Source organism: Sphingopyxis sp. PET50, assembly GCF_025244705.1.
GTDB lineage: Bacteria > Pseudomonadota > Alphaproteobacteria > Sphingomonadales > Sphingomonadaceae > Sphingopyxis.
The window spans coordinates 1,489,432-1,506,132 of sequence record NZ_CP104207.1 but is presented as its reverse complement, the minus strand read 5'-3'; the positions used below and the strand labels follow the sequence as shown (position 1 = coordinate 1,506,132).

18 protein-coding genes and 3 pseudogenes are annotated in these 16,701 nt (G+C 66.4%); 12 read left to right on the top strand and 9 right to left on the bottom strand.

Annotation, left to right across the window (positions count from 1 at the left end):
• Positions 1–53: 53 nt before the first annotated feature.
• From N0A20_RS07900 to N0A20_RS07880, 5 genes and pseudogenes are all read right to left on the bottom strand, one after another.
• A pseudogene (locus tag N0A20_RS07900) lies at positions 54–1,333 on the bottom strand (P-loop NTPase).
• Complete coding sequence (locus N0A20_RS07895) at positions 1,330–1,974, bottom strand: CpaD family pilus assembly protein (protein ID WP_260583316.1); 645 nt, start codon at positions 1,972–1,974, stop codon at positions 1,330–1,332. The pseudogene N0A20_RS07900 and the gene N0A20_RS07895 overlap by 4 nt, the downstream one beginning before the upstream one ends.
• A 25-nt stretch (positions 1,975–1,999) precedes the next feature.
• Positions 2,000–3,478 (bottom strand): type II and III secretion system protein family protein, encoded by a 1,479-nt coding sequence (locus N0A20_RS07890; RefSeq protein WP_260583315.1) that lies wholly within the window; start codon positions 3,476–3,478, stop codon positions 2,000–2,002.
• A gap of 1 nt (position 3,479) precedes the next feature.
• Positions 3,480–4,520 carry a Flp pilus assembly protein CpaB gene (cpaB, locus tag N0A20_RS07885; protein WP_260583314.1) on the bottom strand — a complete coding sequence of 347 codons (1,041 nt, stop codon included), beginning with the start codon at positions 4,518–4,520 and terminating at the stop codon, positions 3,480–3,482.
• A gap of 47 nt (positions 4,521–4,567) precedes the next feature.
• Positions 4,568–5,056, bottom strand: coding sequence for a prepilin peptidase (locus N0A20_RS07880; RefSeq protein ID WP_260583313.1), 489 nt, complete (start codon positions 5,054–5,056; stop codon positions 4,568–4,570).
• Positions 5,057–5,152: 96 nt separating this feature from the next.
• On the opposite strand from N0A20_RS07880, the gene N0A20_RS20080 reads away from it, so the two are divergent.
• From N0A20_RS20080 to N0A20_RS07870, 3 genes are all read left to right on the top strand, one after another.
• The gene (locus N0A20_RS20080; RefSeq protein WP_312846623.1) at positions 5,153–5,380 is read left to right on the top strand and encodes an FAD-dependent oxidoreductase; all 228 of its coding nucleotides are present in this window, start codon (positions 5,153–5,155) and stop codon (positions 5,378–5,380) included.
• Positions 5,373–6,284: an NAD(P)/FAD-dependent oxidoreductase gene (locus tag N0A20_RS07875; protein WP_409574747.1), complete on the top strand. Its 912-nt coding sequence runs from the start codon at positions 5,373–5,375 to the stop codon at positions 6,282–6,284. The genes N0A20_RS20080 and N0A20_RS07875 overlap by 8 nt, the downstream gene beginning before the upstream one ends.
• A gap of 92 nt (positions 6,285–6,376) precedes the next feature.
• Positions 6,377–6,553 (top strand): YegP family protein, encoded by a 177-nt coding sequence (locus N0A20_RS07870; protein WP_260583312.1) that lies wholly within the window; start codon positions 6,377–6,379, stop codon positions 6,551–6,553.
• A gap of 19 nt (positions 6,554–6,572) precedes the next feature.
• On the opposite strand, the gene rnhA is transcribed toward N0A20_RS07870, so the two are convergent.
• The 3 genes and pseudogenes from rnhA to ispH all read right to left on the bottom strand — a co-directional run bounded on the left by rnhA (position 6,573) and on the right by ispH (position 8,986).
• On the bottom strand, positions 6,573–7,040 hold the full coding sequence (rnhA, locus tag N0A20_RS07865) for a ribonuclease HI (RefSeq protein WP_260583311.1): 468 nt from the start codon (positions 7,038–7,040) through the stop codon (positions 6,573–6,575).
• Positions 7,037–7,883 (bottom strand): annotated as a pseudogene (gene thrB, locus N0A20_RS07860) (homoserine kinase). The gene rnhA and the pseudogene thrB overlap by 4 nt, the downstream one beginning before the upstream one ends.
• A 116-nt stretch (positions 7,884–7,999) precedes the next feature.
• On the bottom strand, positions 8,000–8,986 hold the full coding sequence (gene ispH / locus N0A20_RS07855; protein WP_260583310.1) for a 4-hydroxy-3-methylbut-2-enyl diphosphate reductase: 987 nt from the start codon (positions 8,984–8,986) through the stop codon (positions 8,000–8,002).
• A 209-nt stretch (positions 8,987–9,195) separates the two neighbouring features.
• On the opposite strand from ispH, the gene N0A20_RS07850 reads away from it, so the two are divergent.
• The 9 genes and pseudogenes from N0A20_RS07850 to tatC all read left to right on the top strand — a co-directional run bounded on the left by N0A20_RS07850 (position 9,196) and on the right by tatC (position 16,435).
• Positions 9,196–9,807: a hypothetical protein gene (locus N0A20_RS07850; protein ID WP_260583309.1), complete on the top strand. Its 612-nt coding sequence runs from the start codon at positions 9,196–9,198 to the stop codon at positions 9,805–9,807.
• A gap of 134 nt (positions 9,808–9,941) precedes the next feature.
• Positions 9,942–11,669: an arginine--tRNA ligase gene (gene argS / locus N0A20_RS07845; RefSeq protein WP_260583308.1), complete on the top strand. Its 1,728-nt coding sequence runs from the start codon at positions 9,942–9,944 to the stop codon at positions 11,667–11,669.
• The gene (locus N0A20_RS07840) at positions 11,669–12,553 is read left to right on the top strand and encodes an SPOR domain-containing protein (protein WP_260583307.1); all 885 of its coding nucleotides are present in this window, start codon (positions 11,669–11,671) and stop codon (positions 12,551–12,553) included. Before argS ends, N0A20_RS07840 begins: the two co-directional genes overlap by 1 nt.
• Positions 12,550–13,558: pseudogene (nagZ, locus tag N0A20_RS07835) on the top strand (beta-N-acetylhexosaminidase). The gene N0A20_RS07840 and the pseudogene nagZ overlap by 4 nt, the downstream one beginning before the upstream one ends.
• A gap of 18 nt (positions 13,559–13,576) precedes the next feature.
• Positions 13,577–14,347, top strand: coding sequence for a segregation and condensation protein A (locus tag N0A20_RS07830; RefSeq protein WP_260583306.1), 771 nt, complete (start codon positions 13,577–13,579; stop codon positions 14,345–14,347).
• Positions 14,344–14,937 carry an SMC-Scp complex subunit ScpB gene (scpB, locus tag N0A20_RS07825; RefSeq protein ID WP_260583305.1) on the top strand — a complete coding sequence of 198 codons (594 nt, stop codon included), beginning with the start codon at positions 14,344–14,346 and terminating at the stop codon, positions 14,935–14,937. The genes N0A20_RS07830 and scpB overlap by 4 nt, the downstream gene beginning before the upstream one ends.
• Positions 14,938–14,981: 44 nt before the next feature.
• On the top strand, positions 14,982–15,212 hold the full coding sequence (locus N0A20_RS07820; RefSeq protein ID WP_260583304.1) for a twin-arginine translocase TatA/TatE family subunit: 231 nt from the start codon (positions 14,982–14,984) through the stop codon (positions 15,210–15,212).
• Between the two features lie 33 nt (positions 15,213–15,245).
• Positions 15,246–15,632 carry a Sec-independent protein translocase protein TatB gene (gene tatB, locus N0A20_RS07815; RefSeq protein WP_260583303.1) on the top strand — a complete coding sequence of 129 codons (387 nt, stop codon included), beginning with the start codon at positions 15,246–15,248 and terminating at the stop codon, positions 15,630–15,632.
• On the top strand, positions 15,629–16,435 hold the full coding sequence (gene tatC, locus N0A20_RS07810; protein WP_260583302.1) for a twin-arginine translocase subunit TatC: 807 nt from the start codon (positions 15,629–15,631) through the stop codon (positions 16,433–16,435). The genes tatB and tatC overlap by 4 nt, the downstream gene beginning before the upstream one ends.
• 24 nt (positions 16,436–16,459) lie before the next feature.
• Here tatC and N0A20_RS07805 read toward each other — a convergent pair whose 3' ends face one another.
• Positions 16,460–16,588, bottom strand: coding sequence for an entericidin A/B family lipoprotein (locus N0A20_RS07805; protein WP_260583301.1), 129 nt, complete (start codon positions 16,586–16,588; stop codon positions 16,460–16,462).
• Between the last annotated feature and the right edge of the window lie 113 nt (positions 16,589–16,701).

Genomic DNA, 16,701 nt, shown 5'->3' with positions numbered 1-16,701 from the left:
CCGCTTCTTGTCCTACGGCAGGTGACAGCCGGTTGGTCCGGCCATCGCCACCGTTATTTCGCGCCCTTTTTGGCCATGATGCTGCCGATGCCGCCCAGCTTGCCGAGCAGCGACGCGCCGCCCTTGCCCTTGGCGGCCGGCTGCATCGGCTGCTTCGGCTTCCGAATCGGCGCCGTCGAGGATGACGCGCATCAACTGGTTCCACGCCGCGCTGGCCTTGGTGCCCTTGCAGATCTCGGCATAGGATTTGCCGAGTTTCGCCGACTGGCTGACCAGCTTGGGATCGAAAGGGATGACGATGTCGATCTGGCGCTCGATCGAGGATTCGAATTCCTTGCGCGACAGTTCGCCGATCGCGTTCTGGAATTTGTTGGCGACCAGGATCACTCGTGCGCCCGGGACATTCTGCTTGAACCACGACAGGATGCGGATCGTGTCGCGGGCCGAGGCGAGCGTCACGTCGCTGACCAGCAGGATCGTGCTCGGCTTCCGACACCAGGTGCGGGAAGGGGATCAGCACATGGCGCGGAATGTCGACGATCGTCATTTCGAACGCGCCGCGCAGCTCTTCCTCGAGCTGGAAGAAGGCCGAACCGTCGGTCATCACCGGCTGGTGGATCGGCGCTTCCGCCGACAGCAGGCTCAGCCTGTCCGACGCGCGCACCATCGCGCGCTCGATGAACAGGCCGTCGATCTGGCTCGGATTGTCGATCGCGTCGATCAGGCCGCGGCCGGGCTCGAGGTCGAGCGTCAGCGCGCCGGTGCCGAAATGCACATCGAGGTCGAGCAGCGCCGTCTGGCGGCCCGCCTGCTCGCTCATCGCCCAGGCGAGCGAGGTCGATACCAGCGATGCGCCGACCCCGCCGCGCACGCCGACGACCGCCATCATGTGATGCGGCTTGTCGTCGCCCATGTCGGCATGTTTCGGCGCCGACAGCATGGCCTGCGCCATCGTCAGCGATTCGCGCACCTGGTCGAGCGACAGCGGCTTGAGCAGATAGTCCTGGATGCCGCTCGAGAGGAGGTCGCGGTACAGGCGGACGTCGTTGACCTGACCGGCGGCGATCACGACCGTGCCGGGTTCGCAGACTTCCGCCAGCGCGTTGATGTCGTTGATCGGGTCGCCCGATTCGGACATGTCGACGAACAGGATGTTCGGGCTTGCCGACACCGACAGCGACTGCACGGCGTTGCGCAGGCCGCCCTTGTTGCACTTCTCGATCGGCCAGCCCATGTCGTTGGCGGCGGCGCGGATCAGGTCCAGCGTATCGTCGTCGCACACAAAGGCATTGAAGGGTTCACGCAGCCCGGCTGCTTTGAACGGCGCATTCACTGGCTGCCTCCTTCGCTGGTCGAGTTCTGCTTGAGCGCGCCCGCTCCGGTGGGCGCCTTTTCGCGATAGGTCTTGATGGCGCGGGTCGCGGTGCTCGGGTCGGTGCCCTGCTCGGTTGACCCCTTGATCAGGTCGTTCGGGTCCGCGACCATCGCGGCGAGGTTGCTGTTGATCGCGCAGCCATAGTTGGACGAGGTCGCGTTGTTGAAATTGATCGACGACTTGCTCGACCAGTCGGGGCAACCCGGAACCGAGGCCGACGCGCGGGTGACGACGACCCGCAGCGCACCGGCCGGGACGTCACCGGTGGTCACCGGCACCGCGTCGCTCAGCAGCAGGCCGCGGCGCTCGATCAGCGCGCGGACCGATGCGCGCGCCATCGTCGCGCCATAAGGCGAGGGGTCCTCGATCGAAACGCGGTCGCCATAGCGCACGCCCAGCGCGTCGAGCCATCCCTGCAGCCGGCCCTGTTCGCTGGGCGGCAACTCGCCGCCGCTGGTCGCGACGTCGAACTGGTGGATGCTGTTGCGCACGATCGGCTGGTGCACGGAATCGAGGCTCATGTTGCTGTGAGCGCTGCCGGTGCATCCCGCGATCGTCGTCGCGAGCGCCAGGACCGTCCAAGTTGCGATTTTCTTCATAATCTTGCTCCTGAAAACCAGCGCGTCACTTGATGCTGAAACCCGGCGATACGTCGGCCCCGCTGCGCAGGCGGTCGGCATCGTCGGGCGACGTGTCGAGGCGCGGCTTGGGCCGGTCGCCGCCGGTCACACCGTTGCTCGTCTGATTGAGCAGCAGGCGCTGCAGGTCGTTGGCGTCCCGATAGGCGTCGGTCGGCAGCTTGATGTCGTTCGCCGACACCGGCTGAACCAGATAGGGGGTCACCACGATCACCAGTTCGGTCTCGCCGCGACGGAAGCTGTCCGACTTGAACAGGGTGCCGAGGATCGGCACGTCGCCGAGGCCCGGCATCTTGTCGATCGCGCCGATCGACCGGTTGTTCATCAGGCCGGCGATCATGAAGCTTTCGCCCGAACCCAGTTCGACCGTGGTTTCGGCACGGCGGATCGTCAGCGCGGGGATCTGGAAACCCTGCATTTCGATCGCGCCTTCGGTGGACAGTTCCGACACTTCGGGGCGGACGCGCAAGCTGATCCGTCCGTTCGACAATACCGTCGGCGTATAAGCCAGGCTGACGCCATATTTGCGATATTCGATCGTCGTCCCGGCGAAGTTGCCGGGGATCGGGATCGGAAATTCGCCGCCCGCCAGGAAGTCGGCGGTTTCGCCCGAGATCGCGGTCAGGTTCGGCTGCGCCAGCGTCGCGACCATGCCCGACCGTTCGCCCGCGTCCAGCGAGGCGATGAGGTCGAGGCCGAACAGACGTCCGGCGCCGGCAAGGCTGCGCGTTCCGGACGGCGTCGTGATATTGTAGGTGGTATTGCCGTTGGAATCGGTGGTGATCGTTCCCGCCGTGCGGCCTCCGAAGACCCCGCCCAGGAAGCCGTTGCCCATCGGGCCGTCGGTGTCGCGGGTCAGCAGGTTGCCGCTGATTTCCTTGACCAGCGAACGGTTCACCTCGGCGATACGGACCTGCAGGTTGACCTGCAGCGGCGTCGCGGTGCGCAGGCGCGACAGCACCTTGGTCTGGTCGCCGACAAAGGCCTGCACCAGCCGTTCGGCTTCGGCGGCGTCGTCGGGCGACTGCACGGTGCCGGTGAGCAGCACGAAGCCGTTCATCGTGTTGGCGTTGATCGTCGCTTCGGGCATCGCCAGCGAGAGCATCTGGTCGATGGTCTCGATATTGTTGCCGACGCGGGCGACGGTCGAATAGACGACGCGGCCGCTGGCATCGGTGGCATAGATGCTCGTCTCGCCGGGCTTCTTGCCGAAGATATAGAGCTGGCGGCTCGAGCGGACCTGAACGTCGGCGACCTGGTCGTCGGCGACGAAGACGTCGGTCATCGCAGCGGGAAGGCTGACGAGGCGGCCGCGACCGACCGACAGGTCGATGCTGCTGCTCGCATTCTGCACCGCCTGCGCCAGCACCTGCTGCGCGGGAGCGGTAACCAGCGTGGCTGCCATCAGGCCGATCGCCAGGGTGCGGGCCAGGGCCGACGCCTTGAAATTGGCTTTGCTGTTCATCTCACTTACCCCCAACCGGCACTTCGGTGGTCTTTTCGCCGCGCGTCACTCGGACGACGGGACCTCGCGGCGCTGCCGGTGCGGCGCCCCCGTAATTTGCGGCCTGACCGCCGCCATAGTTGTTGGCGGGCTGCTGGCGCGGCGCCTGGACGCGGCCGCTGACCGGAACCCAGAAGCGCGACACGTCGCCGCCCGTCGTCGCCGACCCGCGGCCCGAGGTGGGACGCGTGGCGGCTTCGGCCATCATCTTCTTTTCGGCGGCGGTGCCGCCCTTGGTCGGCACGCTGACGTCGCCCGATGCGATGGCGGCGTCGAGTTCGCCGGCGCTTTCGGCCAGCGGACGCAGCGCGAGCGACAATTTGCCCATATTCTGCGCGACGGCGATCTTTTCGGCGATTTCGGGCGTCGCTTCCAGCGTCACCGAGCCAAAGGTGCGAACCGGCGTCTTGCCCGTTTCGTCCTCGGCGTCGTACCGCTGGTCGGTGGCGAGGACCCGGACGTTGCGGACGATCGTTTCGGCGGTGTAGAGCTGGTCATCGGGATAGGAGCTGCCTTCCTTGACCTTGATCTCCTGCGCCAGCACCACGTCGACGCGGTCGCCGGGGAAGACGAAGCCGGCGACGCCCTGTTCCTGGCTGACCTTGACGGTCACCGCTCGCATGCCCGGACCGAGCGCCGCGGCGAGGAAGCCTCGGTCGTCGGGGTGGACGAGCGCACCCTGCGTCACCGGCTGACCGGCGGTGATGGGATAGCGGACGACGGTGCCGACCAGCGTGTTCACATCGGTCTTTTCCTTGAGGAAATAGGCCTTTTCGACCAGTTCCTTGGGCCAGGGCTGGAAACGGAAGCTGTCGGGGCCGACGATCGTCCCGACCGGCAACTGGCGCGTCGCGACCAGGATCATCGGTCCGTTCGCCGCCGGTGCGGCGGCGGCGCGTGCCTGCGGCGCCGATGCGCCGCGCATCATCTGGTTGACCCCGAACGCCGCTCCGACCGCAATGACCAGCGCGCCGACGATCAGCATTATCTTTCGCGTATCCATGACGATTTTTCGCCTCCTGCACCGACCAGACACGGCGGTGCTTGCCCTCAACTCGATGCGATAGACTGAAACTGGTTAAGATATTGTTGGTGAAGCGCCCAAAGACCCGCAGCCGCAATCGCGACGCCATAGGGGACCTCCGGCTTGGTTTCCGGACGCTTGACGATCAGCCAGATCAGCATCGCGCCCGACACCGCGGCGCCCGCCAGCGCCATCACCATCAGCGACGGCATCGCCAGCGGAAGCGGCACCCACAGAAATACCGCAAAAACATTCTTCACGTCGCCGCCGCCCATGGCGTTGACCATGAACATCAGCGCGAAAACGACGAAAATCGCGAAGGCAATCCCTGCCACTATCGCGACATCGGGCCAGAGCGGCCAGCCCGACACCACCCAGAAAGGAATGGCAAGCAAGGCGATAAAGGCGTTCAGGCCGTTGGAAATCTCGCGCCAGCGCAGATCGCTGATCGCCGAGCAGACCATCAGCAGCGCGCCGAGCATCATGAGACAAAGCTGGAGGATGCCGCCGTTCATAGGCGCCCGTCCTAGGGAGGATGGCTTACCAAATGGTAACCATGTTGGGCCGCTCCCGCGCTTGCATTCCCGCGATCAGCCGATATGCGCCAGCGCATGACCGGTACGCTACCCTCCGATATCGATGTGTTGATCGTTGGCGCGGGCATTGCGGGGGCCAGCCTGGCCGCCGAACTCGCCCCCCATCGCCGCGTCCTGATGATCGAGGCGGAGGACAGCCCCGGCTATCATGCGACCGGGCGCTCGGCCGCCTTCTGGCAGGAAAGCTATGGCGGGGTCGGAGTGCAGCCGCTGACGGCGGCGTCGTTCGATACGCTTGCCTAGCCCCGATCCCGATTTTTCCGACCGGTCCTTTCTGTCGCCGCGCACCGCGGTGATGATCGGGCGGCGTGACGAGGCGGCGGCGGTCGATCGCTTCGTCGCCGAATTCGCGGCGCAGGGTGTGGATGTGGCGCGCCTGTCGCCGGCGGAGCTGGCGCGCTATGTGCCTGGCCTGAAGGCGGACTGGAGCGAGGCGGCGCATGAATCGTCGTGCCGTGACATCGATGTCGGCGGCCTTCATGCCGCTTATCTGCGCGCGGCGAAGCGCGCGGGTGCCTTGCTGTCGGTCCGTTCTCCGTTCCTGTCCGCGCGCCGTACCGGTGACGGCTGGGCCGTCGAAACCGGCAAGGGCGCGCTTCGGGCGGCGGTCATCGTCAACGCGGCGGGTGCCTGGGCCGACGATGTCGCGGCACTCTGCGGCGCCGCGCCGGTCGGCATCCGGCCGTACCGCCGGACGCTGGCGCAAGTCCGGCTGGGCGTGCCTACCCCCGCCGCGCTGCCTTTGGTGGCGCACATTGGCGGCGACTTTTATTTCAAGGGCGAAGGCGAGGGGCGGATATGGCTCAGCCCGCATGACGAGACGCCCAGCGATCCGTGCGACGCCGCGCCCGAGGAATATGACATTGCGCTCGCGATCGACCGGTTCCAGTCGGTCGTCGACTGGCCGATCGCGGCGGTCGAGCGCAAATGGGCCGGGCTGCGCAGCTTCGCGCCCGACCGCTTGCCGGTCTTCGGCGCGGATCCGCATGTGCCGGGTTTCGTCTGGTGTGCGGGGCAGGGCGGTTTCGGCATCCAGACCGCGCCCGCGATTTCGGGGCTGCTGGCATGGCAACTCGGAGCGCCGCCGCCCGGAGGAGCGATCGGGAAGGTCGATCCGGCGCCCTATGCGCCCTCGCGCTTCGCCTGATACCCCACAAGCTCGTGCTTGCGCGGCGCGGCGACCGGCCTAACATGGATCAGCCGCACGGACCGGCGGCTGCATTTCCGGAGAACCGCACGATGGCGCATTATTTCGAGATCAAGAAGAACAAGGCTGGCGAATTTGTCGCCTATTTCAAATATAATAGCGAAACCATGTTCTGGACCGAGGGCTATTCCAGCCGCGCCTCGGCCGTGAACGCCATCGAATCGATCAAGAAAAACGGTCCCGGCGCCGAAACCAGGGACGCCGAATAAGACGATCGGGCGCGTGCGTTCAGCGCGCCCGCGCCTTTCGCATGACCTCGATTGCGGCGTCGCTCGCCAGCTTGTCGGCCAGTTCGTTGTCGGGATGGCCGGCATGACCCTTGACCCACAGCCATTCGACCTGATGCCGCGCCGCCTCGGCGACCAGCCGCTGCCACAGGTCGGCATTGGCGACCGGCTTTTTCGCCGCGGTCTTCCAGCCGTTCTTCTGCCAGCCGAACACCCATTTGGTGATGCCGTCGCGGACATAGACGCTGTCGGTCGACAGTTCGACATTGCACCGGCGCTTGAGCGCCGCCAGCGCCTCGATCGCCGCCATCATCTCCATGCGGTTGTTTGTCGTGTCGGGTTCGCCGCCTGAAAGCGTCTTCACGACATCGCCCCAGCGCAGCACCGCGCCCCAGCCGCCGGGGCCGGGATTGCCCTTGCACGCGCCGTCGGTCGCGACGATCACCGTCCTGCTCGTGGCGTCCGTCATGCGGTGGCGAACAGGCTGGCGGCATCGGCGGCCTGGTAGCGGCGCAGCCGTTCGAGGAAGGGCGACGGGTCCTTGCGCGTCACCAGCGCGTCGGCGGGGGTGTTCACCCAGTCATAGGCGCGCGTCAGCAGGAAGCGCAGCGCCGCGCCGCGCGCGAGGATGGGAAGGGCCGCCTGCTCCGCCTCGGTCAGGCTGATCTCGCTGGCATAGCCCGCCATCAGCGCCTTGGCGCGCGCCCGGTCGCAGCGCGCGCCGTCGGCCGAAAAGGTCCAGCTGGCATGGGTGACCGCGACGTCGTAGGCGCGAAAATCGGTCGCCGCGAAATAGAAATCGATCAGTCCCGTAACCCTTTGGTCCAGCATCAGAACATTGTCCGGAAACAGGTCGGCGTGGATGACATGCGCGGGCAGGTCGTCCGGCCAATATGTGTCGAGATGGTCGAGTTCCGCCGCGACGATATCCGCCAGTCCCGGCCGCACCGCGTCGAGGTCGCCGGTCGCCTCGGCGATGGCGCGCCAGTGCCGCTGCCCCATGCTGTTCTCGCGCCCGCCGGCGATAATCCGCCAGCGCGCGATGCATCCCGCCGAGCGCCGCGCCCGCCGCGCGGCATTGCGCTGCGGTCGGCCTGGTCAGCGAAATGCCTGGCAGGAACTGGATGATGCACGCGGCGCGACCCGATATCCGCTGGATCGCGACGCCCTCGCGGTCGCGGATCATCGGCGGCACGGGGCAGCCGCTCGCCGCGAGATGCGCGAGCAGATCGACGAAAAAGGGCAGGTCCTCGACCTTCACCCGCTTTTCATAGAGCGTCAGGATGTAACGCCCGGCGGTCGTTTCGAGCAGGAAATTGCTGTTCTCGACGCCCTCGGCGATGCCCTTGCACGACTGCACGGTGCCGATGTCGTAACGGGCGACCAGCGCGGCGAGATCGTCGGGGTCCACCCCCGTATAAACCGCCATCAGGCCGCCGCCGGTTCAAGCCCGCGCGGAAGCTTGAAGACCATATTTTCCTCGGCGGTGACGACGACATCCTCGGCGATCGGCCGATGCGCGGCGACGGCGTCGATCACCTCGCGCACCAGTTCCTCGGGCGCGCTGGCGCCGGCGGTAATGCCGAGCGTTTCGATGCCGGCCAGCCAGGCAGGATCGATGTCGGCCCCGCGCTGGACCAGATGCGCGGGCGTGCCCATGCGTTCGGCGACCTCGACCAGCCGCAGGCTGTTCGAGCTGTTCGGTGCTCCGATCACGATCATCCGGTCGCAGCGCCCGGCGATCGCCTTCACCGCTTCCTGGCGGTTCGAGGTCGCATAGCAGATATCCTCGCCGCGCGGGCCGCTGATCGCGGGGAAACGGTGCTGAAGCGCGGCGATGATGTCGCGCGTGTCGTCGACCGACAGGGTCGTCTGCGTCAGGAAGGACAGTTTATCGGGGTCGGGCGGCGCGAGTGCGGCGACATCGTCCACCGATTCCACCAGCGTCATCGCGCCATCGGGAAGCTGGCCGAGCGTTCCGATCACCTCCGGGTGGTCGGCATGGCCGACGAAGACGATGTGCCGCCCGCCCTCATGCGCGCGTTCGGCCTGGCGGTGGACCTTCGATACGAGGGGGCAGGTCGCGTCGATATAGTCGAGCCCGCGCGCCTCGGCCTTGGCGGGCACCGCCTTGGGCACGCCATGGGCGCTGAACACGACTGGCACGCCGTCGGGAACCTGTTCGAGCGATTCGACGAAAATCGCGCCTTTCGCCTTCAGCGTGTCGACGACATAGCGGTTATGGACGATCTCGTGCCGGACATAGACGGGCGCGCCATAGCGTTCGAGCGCGAGCTCGACGATGCGGATCGCGCGATCGACGCCGACGCAAAAGCCCCGCGGCGCCGCGATCAAAACCTGAAGTTTGGCGGTTTCGGCCTTGCTGTCCGGCACGATATCGAGGGGCGCGGTCATGATGCGGCGGCTCTAGCGCAGCACGGCCATATCGGTAAAGCGGCTTGTCCGTGTTGCGCGCCGTTCATCCCCCCCGATAAGAAGCGGCGCGCATGGAGCGGGATATCGGTCCTGTACCCCTGTGCCTGTATTGGAAAGCCTTGACCATCATGATGCCCATTTCAACCCCGTCGCGTAGATTTCTGGCTGTGCTGTGTGGCACGGCGGCCATGGCGACGGCGGCGGGCTGCGCGAAGGATAACGAGATCGACCTGTCGGGCGGCGTCGGCATCACCGCGACGCGGACCGCCTGTCCGGCGGTTGCGGTGCCGCTCCATACCGGCGACATCACCCTGTTCGACCCCGCGACCAGCCGCGACGCGGCCGCGATCGACGTGGTGGCGGCGATCACCAACCTGACGCCGCAGTGCAACGACACTGGTGAAAAAGTCTATCAGCTCGCCAATTTCGACGTGGTCGCGACGCGCCGCGACGCCGGTCCGGCGCGTTCGGTCAGCATTCCTTATTTTTCGACCGTCGTGCAGGGCGGGACGGCGGTGGTCGCCAAGCGGCTCGGCAACGTCACCGTGACCTTTGCCGACGGCCAGACGCGCGGCACCGGGCGCGGCCAAGCGGCGGCCTATGTCGACCGTGCCGCGGCGACCCTTCCGCCCGACATCATGGAACGCATCAACCGCAAGCGCAAACCCGGCGATCAGGACGCGGCGATCGATCCGCTGAGCGTTCCCGAGGTCCGCGCCGCGGTTCAGCGTGCCAGCTTCGAACTGCTCGTCGGCTTTCAGCTTACCCCTGAACAGCTCGAATATAACGTCCGACGATAGGGTTTGGCGGCGGCGCCCTTGCGCCGTTCGCTTCGCTTTGCCCTGCGGCGCCACCGGGTGACGCAGGGCTTTTCGCGTTGCCCAAGCTGCGATAGGGCGCGCGCCAGGATTTTGATCAAAGATAGGCCCAGCCCGTGACCCTGTTCAGCCGTTTTTCCGCCCATATCGGTGCCGCGCTCGACACGCTGGCGGCGCGCGGCGCGCTTCCCGCCGGTCTCGACCGGTCCGCGATCAGTGTCGAACCGCCGCGCGACCCGTCGCACGGCGACGTCGCGACCAACGCCGCGATGGTGCTCGCCAAGCCCGCCGACATGAACCCGCGCGCGCTTGCCGACCTGCTCGTCGCCGAACTCGGCGAGCTGGACGAGGTGACCGATGCCGGCGTTGCGGGCCCCGGCTTCATCAACCTGCGCCTCGCCGACGACAGCTGGTGCGGCGAGCTCGCGCTGATTCACGAACAGGCGGACGATTATGGCCGTTCGGCGATCGGGCAGGGGCGCACCGTCAACGTCGAATATGTCTCCGCCAACCCCACCGGCCCGATGCATGTCGGCCATTGCCGCGGCGCCGTCGTCGGTGACGCGCTCGCCGCGCTGCTCGAATATGTCGGCCATGACGTGATCCGCGAATATTATGTCAATGACGCGGGCGCGCAGGTCGACGTGCTCGCGCGGTCGGTGCATCTGCGCTATCGCGAGGCGCTGGGCGAGGATGTCGGGGCGATCCCGGAGGGGCTCTATCCCGGCGATTATCTGATCCCTGTCGGGCAGAAGCTGGCGGCCGAACATGGCGACCGCTTCGTCGGCGCGCCCGAGAGCGCCTGGCTCGGCCTGTTCCGCGCCGAAGCGGTCAGCGCGATGATGGACATGATCCGCGCCGACCTCGCAAAGCTCGGCATCCATCACAATCTCTTCTCGTCCGAGGCCGAATTGCAGGCCGCGGGCAAGCTGACCGCCGCCGAAAAATGGCTGCGCGATCACGATCTCGTCTATGACGGCGTGCTCGAGGCGCCGAAGGGCGAGACCCCCGAAGATTGGGAGCCGGTCGAACTTCCCTTGTTCCGCTCAACCCGCTTCGGCGACGATCAGGACCGCCCGATCAAGAAATCGGACGGCAGCTGGACCTATTTCGGCGCTGACCTCGCCTATCATTTCCAGAAGGCCGAGAGTGCCGACGAACTGATCGACATCTGGGGCGCCGATCATGCCGGGACGGTGAAGCGGATCAAGGCCGCGGTCGCCGCGATGACCGAGGGCAGGAAGAAATTCGACGTCAAGCTTGTCCAGATGGTCCGCCTGCTCAAGAATGGCGAGCCTTTCAAGATGTCGAAGCGCGCCGGCAATTTCGTCACGCTGGCCGATATCGTCGACGAGGTCGGCAAGGATGCGGTGCGCTTCACCATGCTGACGCGCAAGGCCGACGCGCAGATGGATTTCGACTTCGCCAAGGTGGTCGAGGCGTCGCGCGACAATCCGGTTTTCTACGTCCAATATGCGCATGCGCGGATCGCGTCGCTCAAGCGCAAGCTTGCCGATGCCGGCATCGCGGCGGCGCAGCCGAACCCCGCACGACTCGATGAACAGGAACTCGGGCTCGTCAAACTGCTCGCGCAATTCCCGCGGATCGTCGAATCGGCGGCGGCGGCGCGCGAGCCGCATCGCATCGCTTTCTATCTCGGCGAGGTCGCCGCGGCGTTCCACGCCTGGTGGAATATGGGCAACGACCGGCCCGAGGCGCGGGTCATTATCGCCGACGATCCCGAACTCACTGCGACGCGCCTTTATTTGGCCGACGGAATCGGGCAGGTTGTCCGTAACGGGCTCCACTTGATGGGGGTGGATGCGCTCGAGGAGATGCATTGATGGCCGAGGACAAGGACGCCGGGAAAGACGTCGGATTGGGGCTCGACGATGAGGATCGGCTGCCCTGGCTCGAAGCCGCCGACGATTATGAGGACGATGGCGAGGTATCGCCGACCCGCCTGCTCGCCATGGTGCTCGGCGGGCTGGTGCTGATCGGTGCGGTGCTGGGCGGCCTGTGGTGGATACAGAATGGCGGCGCGCGCGGGCAGGGCGAACTGATCGTGGCGCAAAAGGGCGATTACAAGGTCGCGCCGAAGAATGATGCCGCCAAGTCCTTCGACGGCGAGGGCGACGCCAGCTTCGCCGCCAGCGAAGGCGCCGAACCGTCGGGCAAGGTCGACGCCTCGCGCTTGCCCGAGGAGCCCGCCGCGACCCCCGCCGAACGCGAAGCCGCGGCGAAGGCCGCGAAAAAGGCCGAAGCCGACAAGGGCGCGGCTGCCAAGGCGGCGAAGCTTGCCGCCGACAAGGACAAGACCAGGCCCGTCGCAACGTCGGTCAAGACCGCGGAACCCGCCAAGGCCGCTCCCGCGCCGTCGGGGTCGGCGATGATTCAGCTGGGCGCCTTCAGCAGCGAGGCGGCGGCGACCAAGGCGTGGACCAACCTGACTAAGCGGTTCGCCTATCTGGCCGATCTCAATCGCAGCGTGTCGCCTGCGGAGGTCGACAGCGGCAAGGTCTATCGCCTGCGGGCGGCGGCGGGGACCGCCGCGAACGCGCAAAGCCTGTGCGGGAAGTTGCGTGTTGCCGCAGCGAAAACTGCGTCGTCGTCCGCTGATTTGGACCGGCCTGCCGCACCGGTCATTGGTTCGGCAGCCTTGCCATGGCATCATGGGCTTGTTGGCCGCCGCTTGAGGGGGCGCTGGCCGGTGGAGGTTGACGCATGATCCCTGCCATTTTCGGCCTTTCGGGTCTGACCCTGACCGGTGATGAACGCGCTTTCTTTCGCGACAGCGACCCGGCGGGATATATCCTGTTCGGCCGCAACATCGAAAATCGCGAACAGTTGCGCCAGCTCACCGACGAACTGCGCAATCTCGACGGGCGCGACGATCTGCCGATCCTGATCGACCAGGAGGGCGGGCGCGTCGCGCGGATGAAAGCGCCCGAATGGCCCGATTTCCCGAGCGGCGCGGCGTTCGATGCGCTCTATGAACGCGCGCCCGCCAGCGCGATCGAGGCGGCGCGGCTCAATGCGATGGCGCTCGCGTCGATGCTGTCCGAAGTCGGCATCAGCGTCGATTGCCTGCCGCTGCTCGATGTGCGCCAGCCCGGTGCGAGCGACGTGATCGGCGACCGAGCCCTGGGCAGCGAGCCGATGCGCGTCGCCGCGCTCGGCCGCGCGATCCTGAGCGGGCTGCAGGACGGCGGTGTGGTCGGGATCGTCAAGCATATCCCGGGCCATGGCCGCGCCCTGCTCGATTCTGCACAAGGCATTGCCCGTCGTCACCGCACTCGACCGCGACCTCCAGACCGATCTGGCGCCCTTTGCGGCGCTGCGCGACGCGGCGATGGCGATGACCTGTCACGTCGTCTTCACCGCCTGGGACCCCGACCGTCCCGCGACCCTGTCGCCGGTCGTGATCGACAGCGTGATCCGCCAGCGTATCGGCTTTCACGGCCTGCTGATGACCGACGATCTGGACATGGAGGCGCTGTCGGGCGACGTCCCGTCGCGGGCCGCCGCCGCCATCGCCGCGGGCTGCGACATCGCGCTCAATTGCTGGGCCAGGATGGACGATATGGTCGGCATCGCCAAGGCGCTCGACCCGATCAGCACCGTTTCCCGCGCCCGCCTCGAAGGCGCGATGGACCGGATCGCCGGGACGCACGACGACCGGAAGTTCGCGATGCTCGTCGACCAGCGCGACGCGCTGCTGGCGCTGGCGTGACGGGGGCCTGATCCGCCGATGGAGGAATTGCCGCTCGACTTTGACGTGGCGCCTGCGGCGGCGGAGCGCGAGGATGCGCTGCAACTGTCGCTCGACAGCTGGGAAGGGCCGCTGGACCTGCTGCTGACGCTGGCGCGTGGCCAGAAGGTCGATTTGCGGCAGATTTCGATCCTCCAACTCGTCGAGCAATATCTGGCTTTCATCGCCGAAATGCGCGCCAAGCTGGAGGTCGCCGCCGACTATCTGGTGATGGCCGCATGGCTGGCCTATCTCAAATCGGCGCTGCTGCTGCCGAAGGATCCGCTCGAGGACCCGTCGCCCGACGAGCTGGCGCTACGGCTGCAGTTGCGGCTCCAGCGGCTCGCCGCGATGCGCGAGGCGGCGGCGCGATTGCTCGCGCGCGACCGCATCGGCCGCGATGTGTTCCTGCGTCCCAGGCCCGAGGGATTGCACGAGGTGCGGCTGCGGCGCTGGGATGCCAGCCTTTACGACCTGCTCGCGGCCTACGGACAGGTGAAGCTGCGCACCGAACCCGTCGTTCACATGGTGGCGCGGCGGCCGGTGATCACGCTCGACGCGGCGCTTCACCATCTCGAACGGCTGATCGGGGTCAGGCTCGACTGGGCCGAACTCGCCGATTTCCTGCCTTCCGATTATGACGGCCCCTTGCGCCGCTCGGCGATCGCGTCCAGTTTCGTCGCCGCGCTCGAACTGGCGCGGCAGGGCCGCGTCGACCTGAAGCAGGAGGGCGCGTTCGAACCGCTGTATCTGAGGGCTGCGCAGCAATGATCGACGACCGCGAACGCGCGATAGAAGCGATGCTGTTCGCCAGCGACGAGCCGCTCGACGCACGGCAGGTCGCGGCGCGCTTTGCCGAGGAAATCCCGGTTGCCGAGGTCAGGGCGATCATTCACGCGATCGCGGCGCGCCATGCGGGCAGCGGCATCGAACTGGTCGAACGCGGCGGTCACTGGCATTTCCAGACCCCGGCCGACCTGGCGCACCTGCTTCGGCGCGAACGCGACGATCCACGCAAGCTGTCGCGCGCCGCGTCCGAGGTACTCGCCATCGTTGCCTATCACGAACCTGTCAGCCGCGCCGAGATCGAGGCGATCCGCGGCGTCCAGACCTCGAAGGGCACGCTCGACGTGCTGATGGAGGCCGAATGGATCGCGCCCGCGGGGCGCCGTGAGGTTCCGGGGCGGCCGCTGATCTACAAGACGACCGACGCATTTTTGCAGCATTTCGGACTTAGCAGCCGCAAGGATTTGCCGGGTATCGAGGATCTGCGCGCCGCAGGTCTGCTCGATCCGGTCGATCTCGCCTTCGAAGAGGCCATGGGCGAGCTGGACCTAGTAAAAGACGGCGAAGACGCCTAATTAAGACAGGACAAACGCCCGTTGGGGCGCAAAGGAGAATTCTCATGGGCGGTTTCAGCCTGGTTCACTGGCTCATTCTGGGCCTCGTCGTCCTCCTGCTGTTCGGCAAGGGTCGCTTTTCCGACATGATGGGCGATGTCGCCAAGGGACTGAAAAGCTTCAAGAAGGGCATGGCCGACGACGACGCGCTGCCGCCGGTGAAGCATCTCGAAGGCCAGCGGACACCCGACCCCGCACCGATTTCGACCCCGACCAGCGAGCAGGACAAGCTCTGATCGCCGACTGCCTAGCCGGGGGACTGACAATCCATGTTCGATATCGCGCCCACCGAGTTGCTGCTCGTCGTGGTGGTGGCTCTCGTGGTCATCGGCCCCAAGGATTTGCCCAAAGCCATGCGGTTCGTCGGCAAATGGGTTGGCAAGGCGCGCGGCATGGCGCGTCACTTCCGCTCGGGGCTCGACACGATGATGCGCGAGGCGGAACTCGAGGAGCTCGAGAAGAAATGGCGCGAGCAGAATGAGGCGATCATGCGCGAATTTCCGCGCACCGACGGCGATCCGGCGCCGGCGATGATCCCGGCGACCAGCGTCCCGCCCGAACAATCGGCCGACGAGGCCGACCGGCAGGCCGCCCCGACGGCCCCGGCGACGCCTGAAACCCACACCGTGCCGCCCAAAGACGGTCCGCTGCCATGAGCGTCGAAGGACCCGTCACGGCGGAAGAGGATGGTGCGGGCGGCAAAATGCCGCTGCTCGACCATCTCGTCGAACTGCGCTCGCGGCTGCTGAAATCGCTCGTTGCGATCGCGGTCGCTTTCGGGGTCTGCCTCTATTTCGCGCGACCGATCTTCTCTGTCCTCGTCCAGCCGCTGGTCAAGGCGGGGCAGGGCAAGCTCGTCTATACCCAGCTTTTCGAGGCGTTTTTCGTCGAGGTGAAGGTCGCGCTGTTCGCGGCGATGATGATCGCCTTTCCGGTGATCGCCAACCAGCTCTGGAAATTCGTCGCGCCGGGTCTCTATCGGCAGGAGAAGCGCGCGCTGCTGCCCTTTCTCTTCGCGACACCGGTGCTGTTCACGCTCGGCGCCTGCTTCGCCTATTTCATCACCATTCCGCTCGCCCTGAAATTCCTGCTCGGTTTTCAGGGCAATGTCGGCGGGGTGACGCAGGAAGCGCTGCCTTCGGTCGGCAATTATCTCAGCTTCATCATGCAGTTCGTGATGGCGTTCGGGATCGCCTTCCTGCTGCCGATCCTGCTGATGCTGCTCGAACGGTCGGGCATCGTGACGCGCCAGCAACTGGTGTCGGCGCGGCGCTACATGATCGTCGCCGCCTTCGCGATCGCGGCCGTTGCCACGCCGCCCGACGTACTCAGCCAGTTCCTCCTCGCGGTGCCGCTGATCCTGCTTTACGAGATTTCGATCTTCGCGATCTGGTTCACCCAGCGCCGACGCAAGACAGGCGCCGAAACGGCGCCTGTCGAACCTCTCGAAGAGGTTTGATCGGGGGTAAGTGACTTGCCGCGATCAGTGGATCGCGTCGCTCCCGGCCTGGCCGACCGACTCGATATCGCGGCCGACACCCTTCACCGTATTGCAGCCCGTGACCAGAACGGCGGCAAGCAGGGACAGAAGGATTGCGCGAAAACTCGTCATTATATCGACCTCACTCAGGGGCTTGGCTGCAAAATGGCCCGGCGCGCTTCGAGGGGGGGGGAGGGAATACGCACCGGGCCAATGTTGCTGAGCAGCGCTGCGGGGGGGCGATG

Excerpts from the sequence above, each read along its gene's own strand:
- tatB (WP_260583303.1), top strand. The coding sequence starts at position 15,246 with ATGTTCGATATCGCGCCCACCGAGTTGCTGCTCGTCGTGGTGGTGGCT.
- scpB (WP_260583305.1), top strand. The coding sequence starts at position 14,344 with ATGATCGACGACCGCGAACGCGCGATAGAAGCGATGCTGTTCGCCAGC.
- N0A20_RS20080 (WP_312846623.1), top strand. The coding sequence starts at position 5,153 with ATGACCGGTACGCTACCCTCCGATATCGATGTGTTGATCGTTGGCGCG.
- N0A20_RS07890 (WP_260583315.1), bottom strand. The coding sequence starts at position 3,478 with ATGAACAGCAAAGCCAATTTCAAGGCGTCGGCCCTGGCCCGCACCCTG.
- N0A20_RS07805 (WP_260583301.1), bottom strand. The coding sequence starts at position 16,588 with ATGACGAGTTTTCGCGCAATCCTTCTGTCCCTGCTTGCCGCCGTTCTG.
- N0A20_RS07840 (WP_260583307.1), top strand. The coding sequence starts at position 11,669 with ATGGCCGAGGACAAGGACGCCGGGAAAGACGTCGGATTGGGGCTCGAC.
- rnhA (WP_260583311.1), bottom strand. The coding sequence starts at position 7,040 with ATGACGGACGCCACGAGCAGGACGGTGATCGTCGCGACCGACGGCGCG.
- ispH (WP_260583310.1), bottom strand. The coding sequence starts at position 8,986 with ATGACCGCGCCCCTCGATATCGTGCCGGACAGCAAGGCCGAAACCGCC.
- N0A20_RS07820 (WP_260583304.1), top strand. The coding sequence starts at position 14,982 with ATGGGCGGTTTCAGCCTGGTTCACTGGCTCATTCTGGGCCTCGTCGTC.
- tatC (WP_260583302.1), top strand. The coding sequence starts at position 15,629 with ATGAGCGTCGAAGGACCCGTCACGGCGGAAGAGGATGGTGCGGGCGGC.
- cpaB (WP_260583314.1), bottom strand. The coding sequence starts at position 4,520 with ATGGATACGCGAAAGATAATGCTGATCGTCGGCGCGCTGGTCATTGCG.
- N0A20_RS07850 (WP_260583309.1), top strand. The coding sequence starts at position 9,196 with ATGGCGACGGCGGCGGGCTGCGCGAAGGATAACGAGATCGACCTGTCG.
- N0A20_RS07870 (WP_260583312.1), top strand. The coding sequence starts at position 6,377 with ATGGCGCATTATTTCGAGATCAAGAAGAACAAGGCTGGCGAATTTGTC.
- N0A20_RS07895 (WP_260583316.1), bottom strand. The coding sequence starts at position 1,974 with ATGAAGAAAATCGCAACTTGGACGGTCCTGGCGCTCGCGACGACGATC.
- N0A20_RS07830 (WP_260583306.1), top strand. The coding sequence starts at position 13,577 with ATGGAGGAATTGCCGCTCGACTTTGACGTGGCGCCTGCGGCGGCGGAG.
- N0A20_RS07880 (WP_260583313.1), bottom strand. The coding sequence starts at position 5,056 with ATGAACGGCGGCATCCTCCAGCTTTGTCTCATGATGCTCGGCGCGCTG.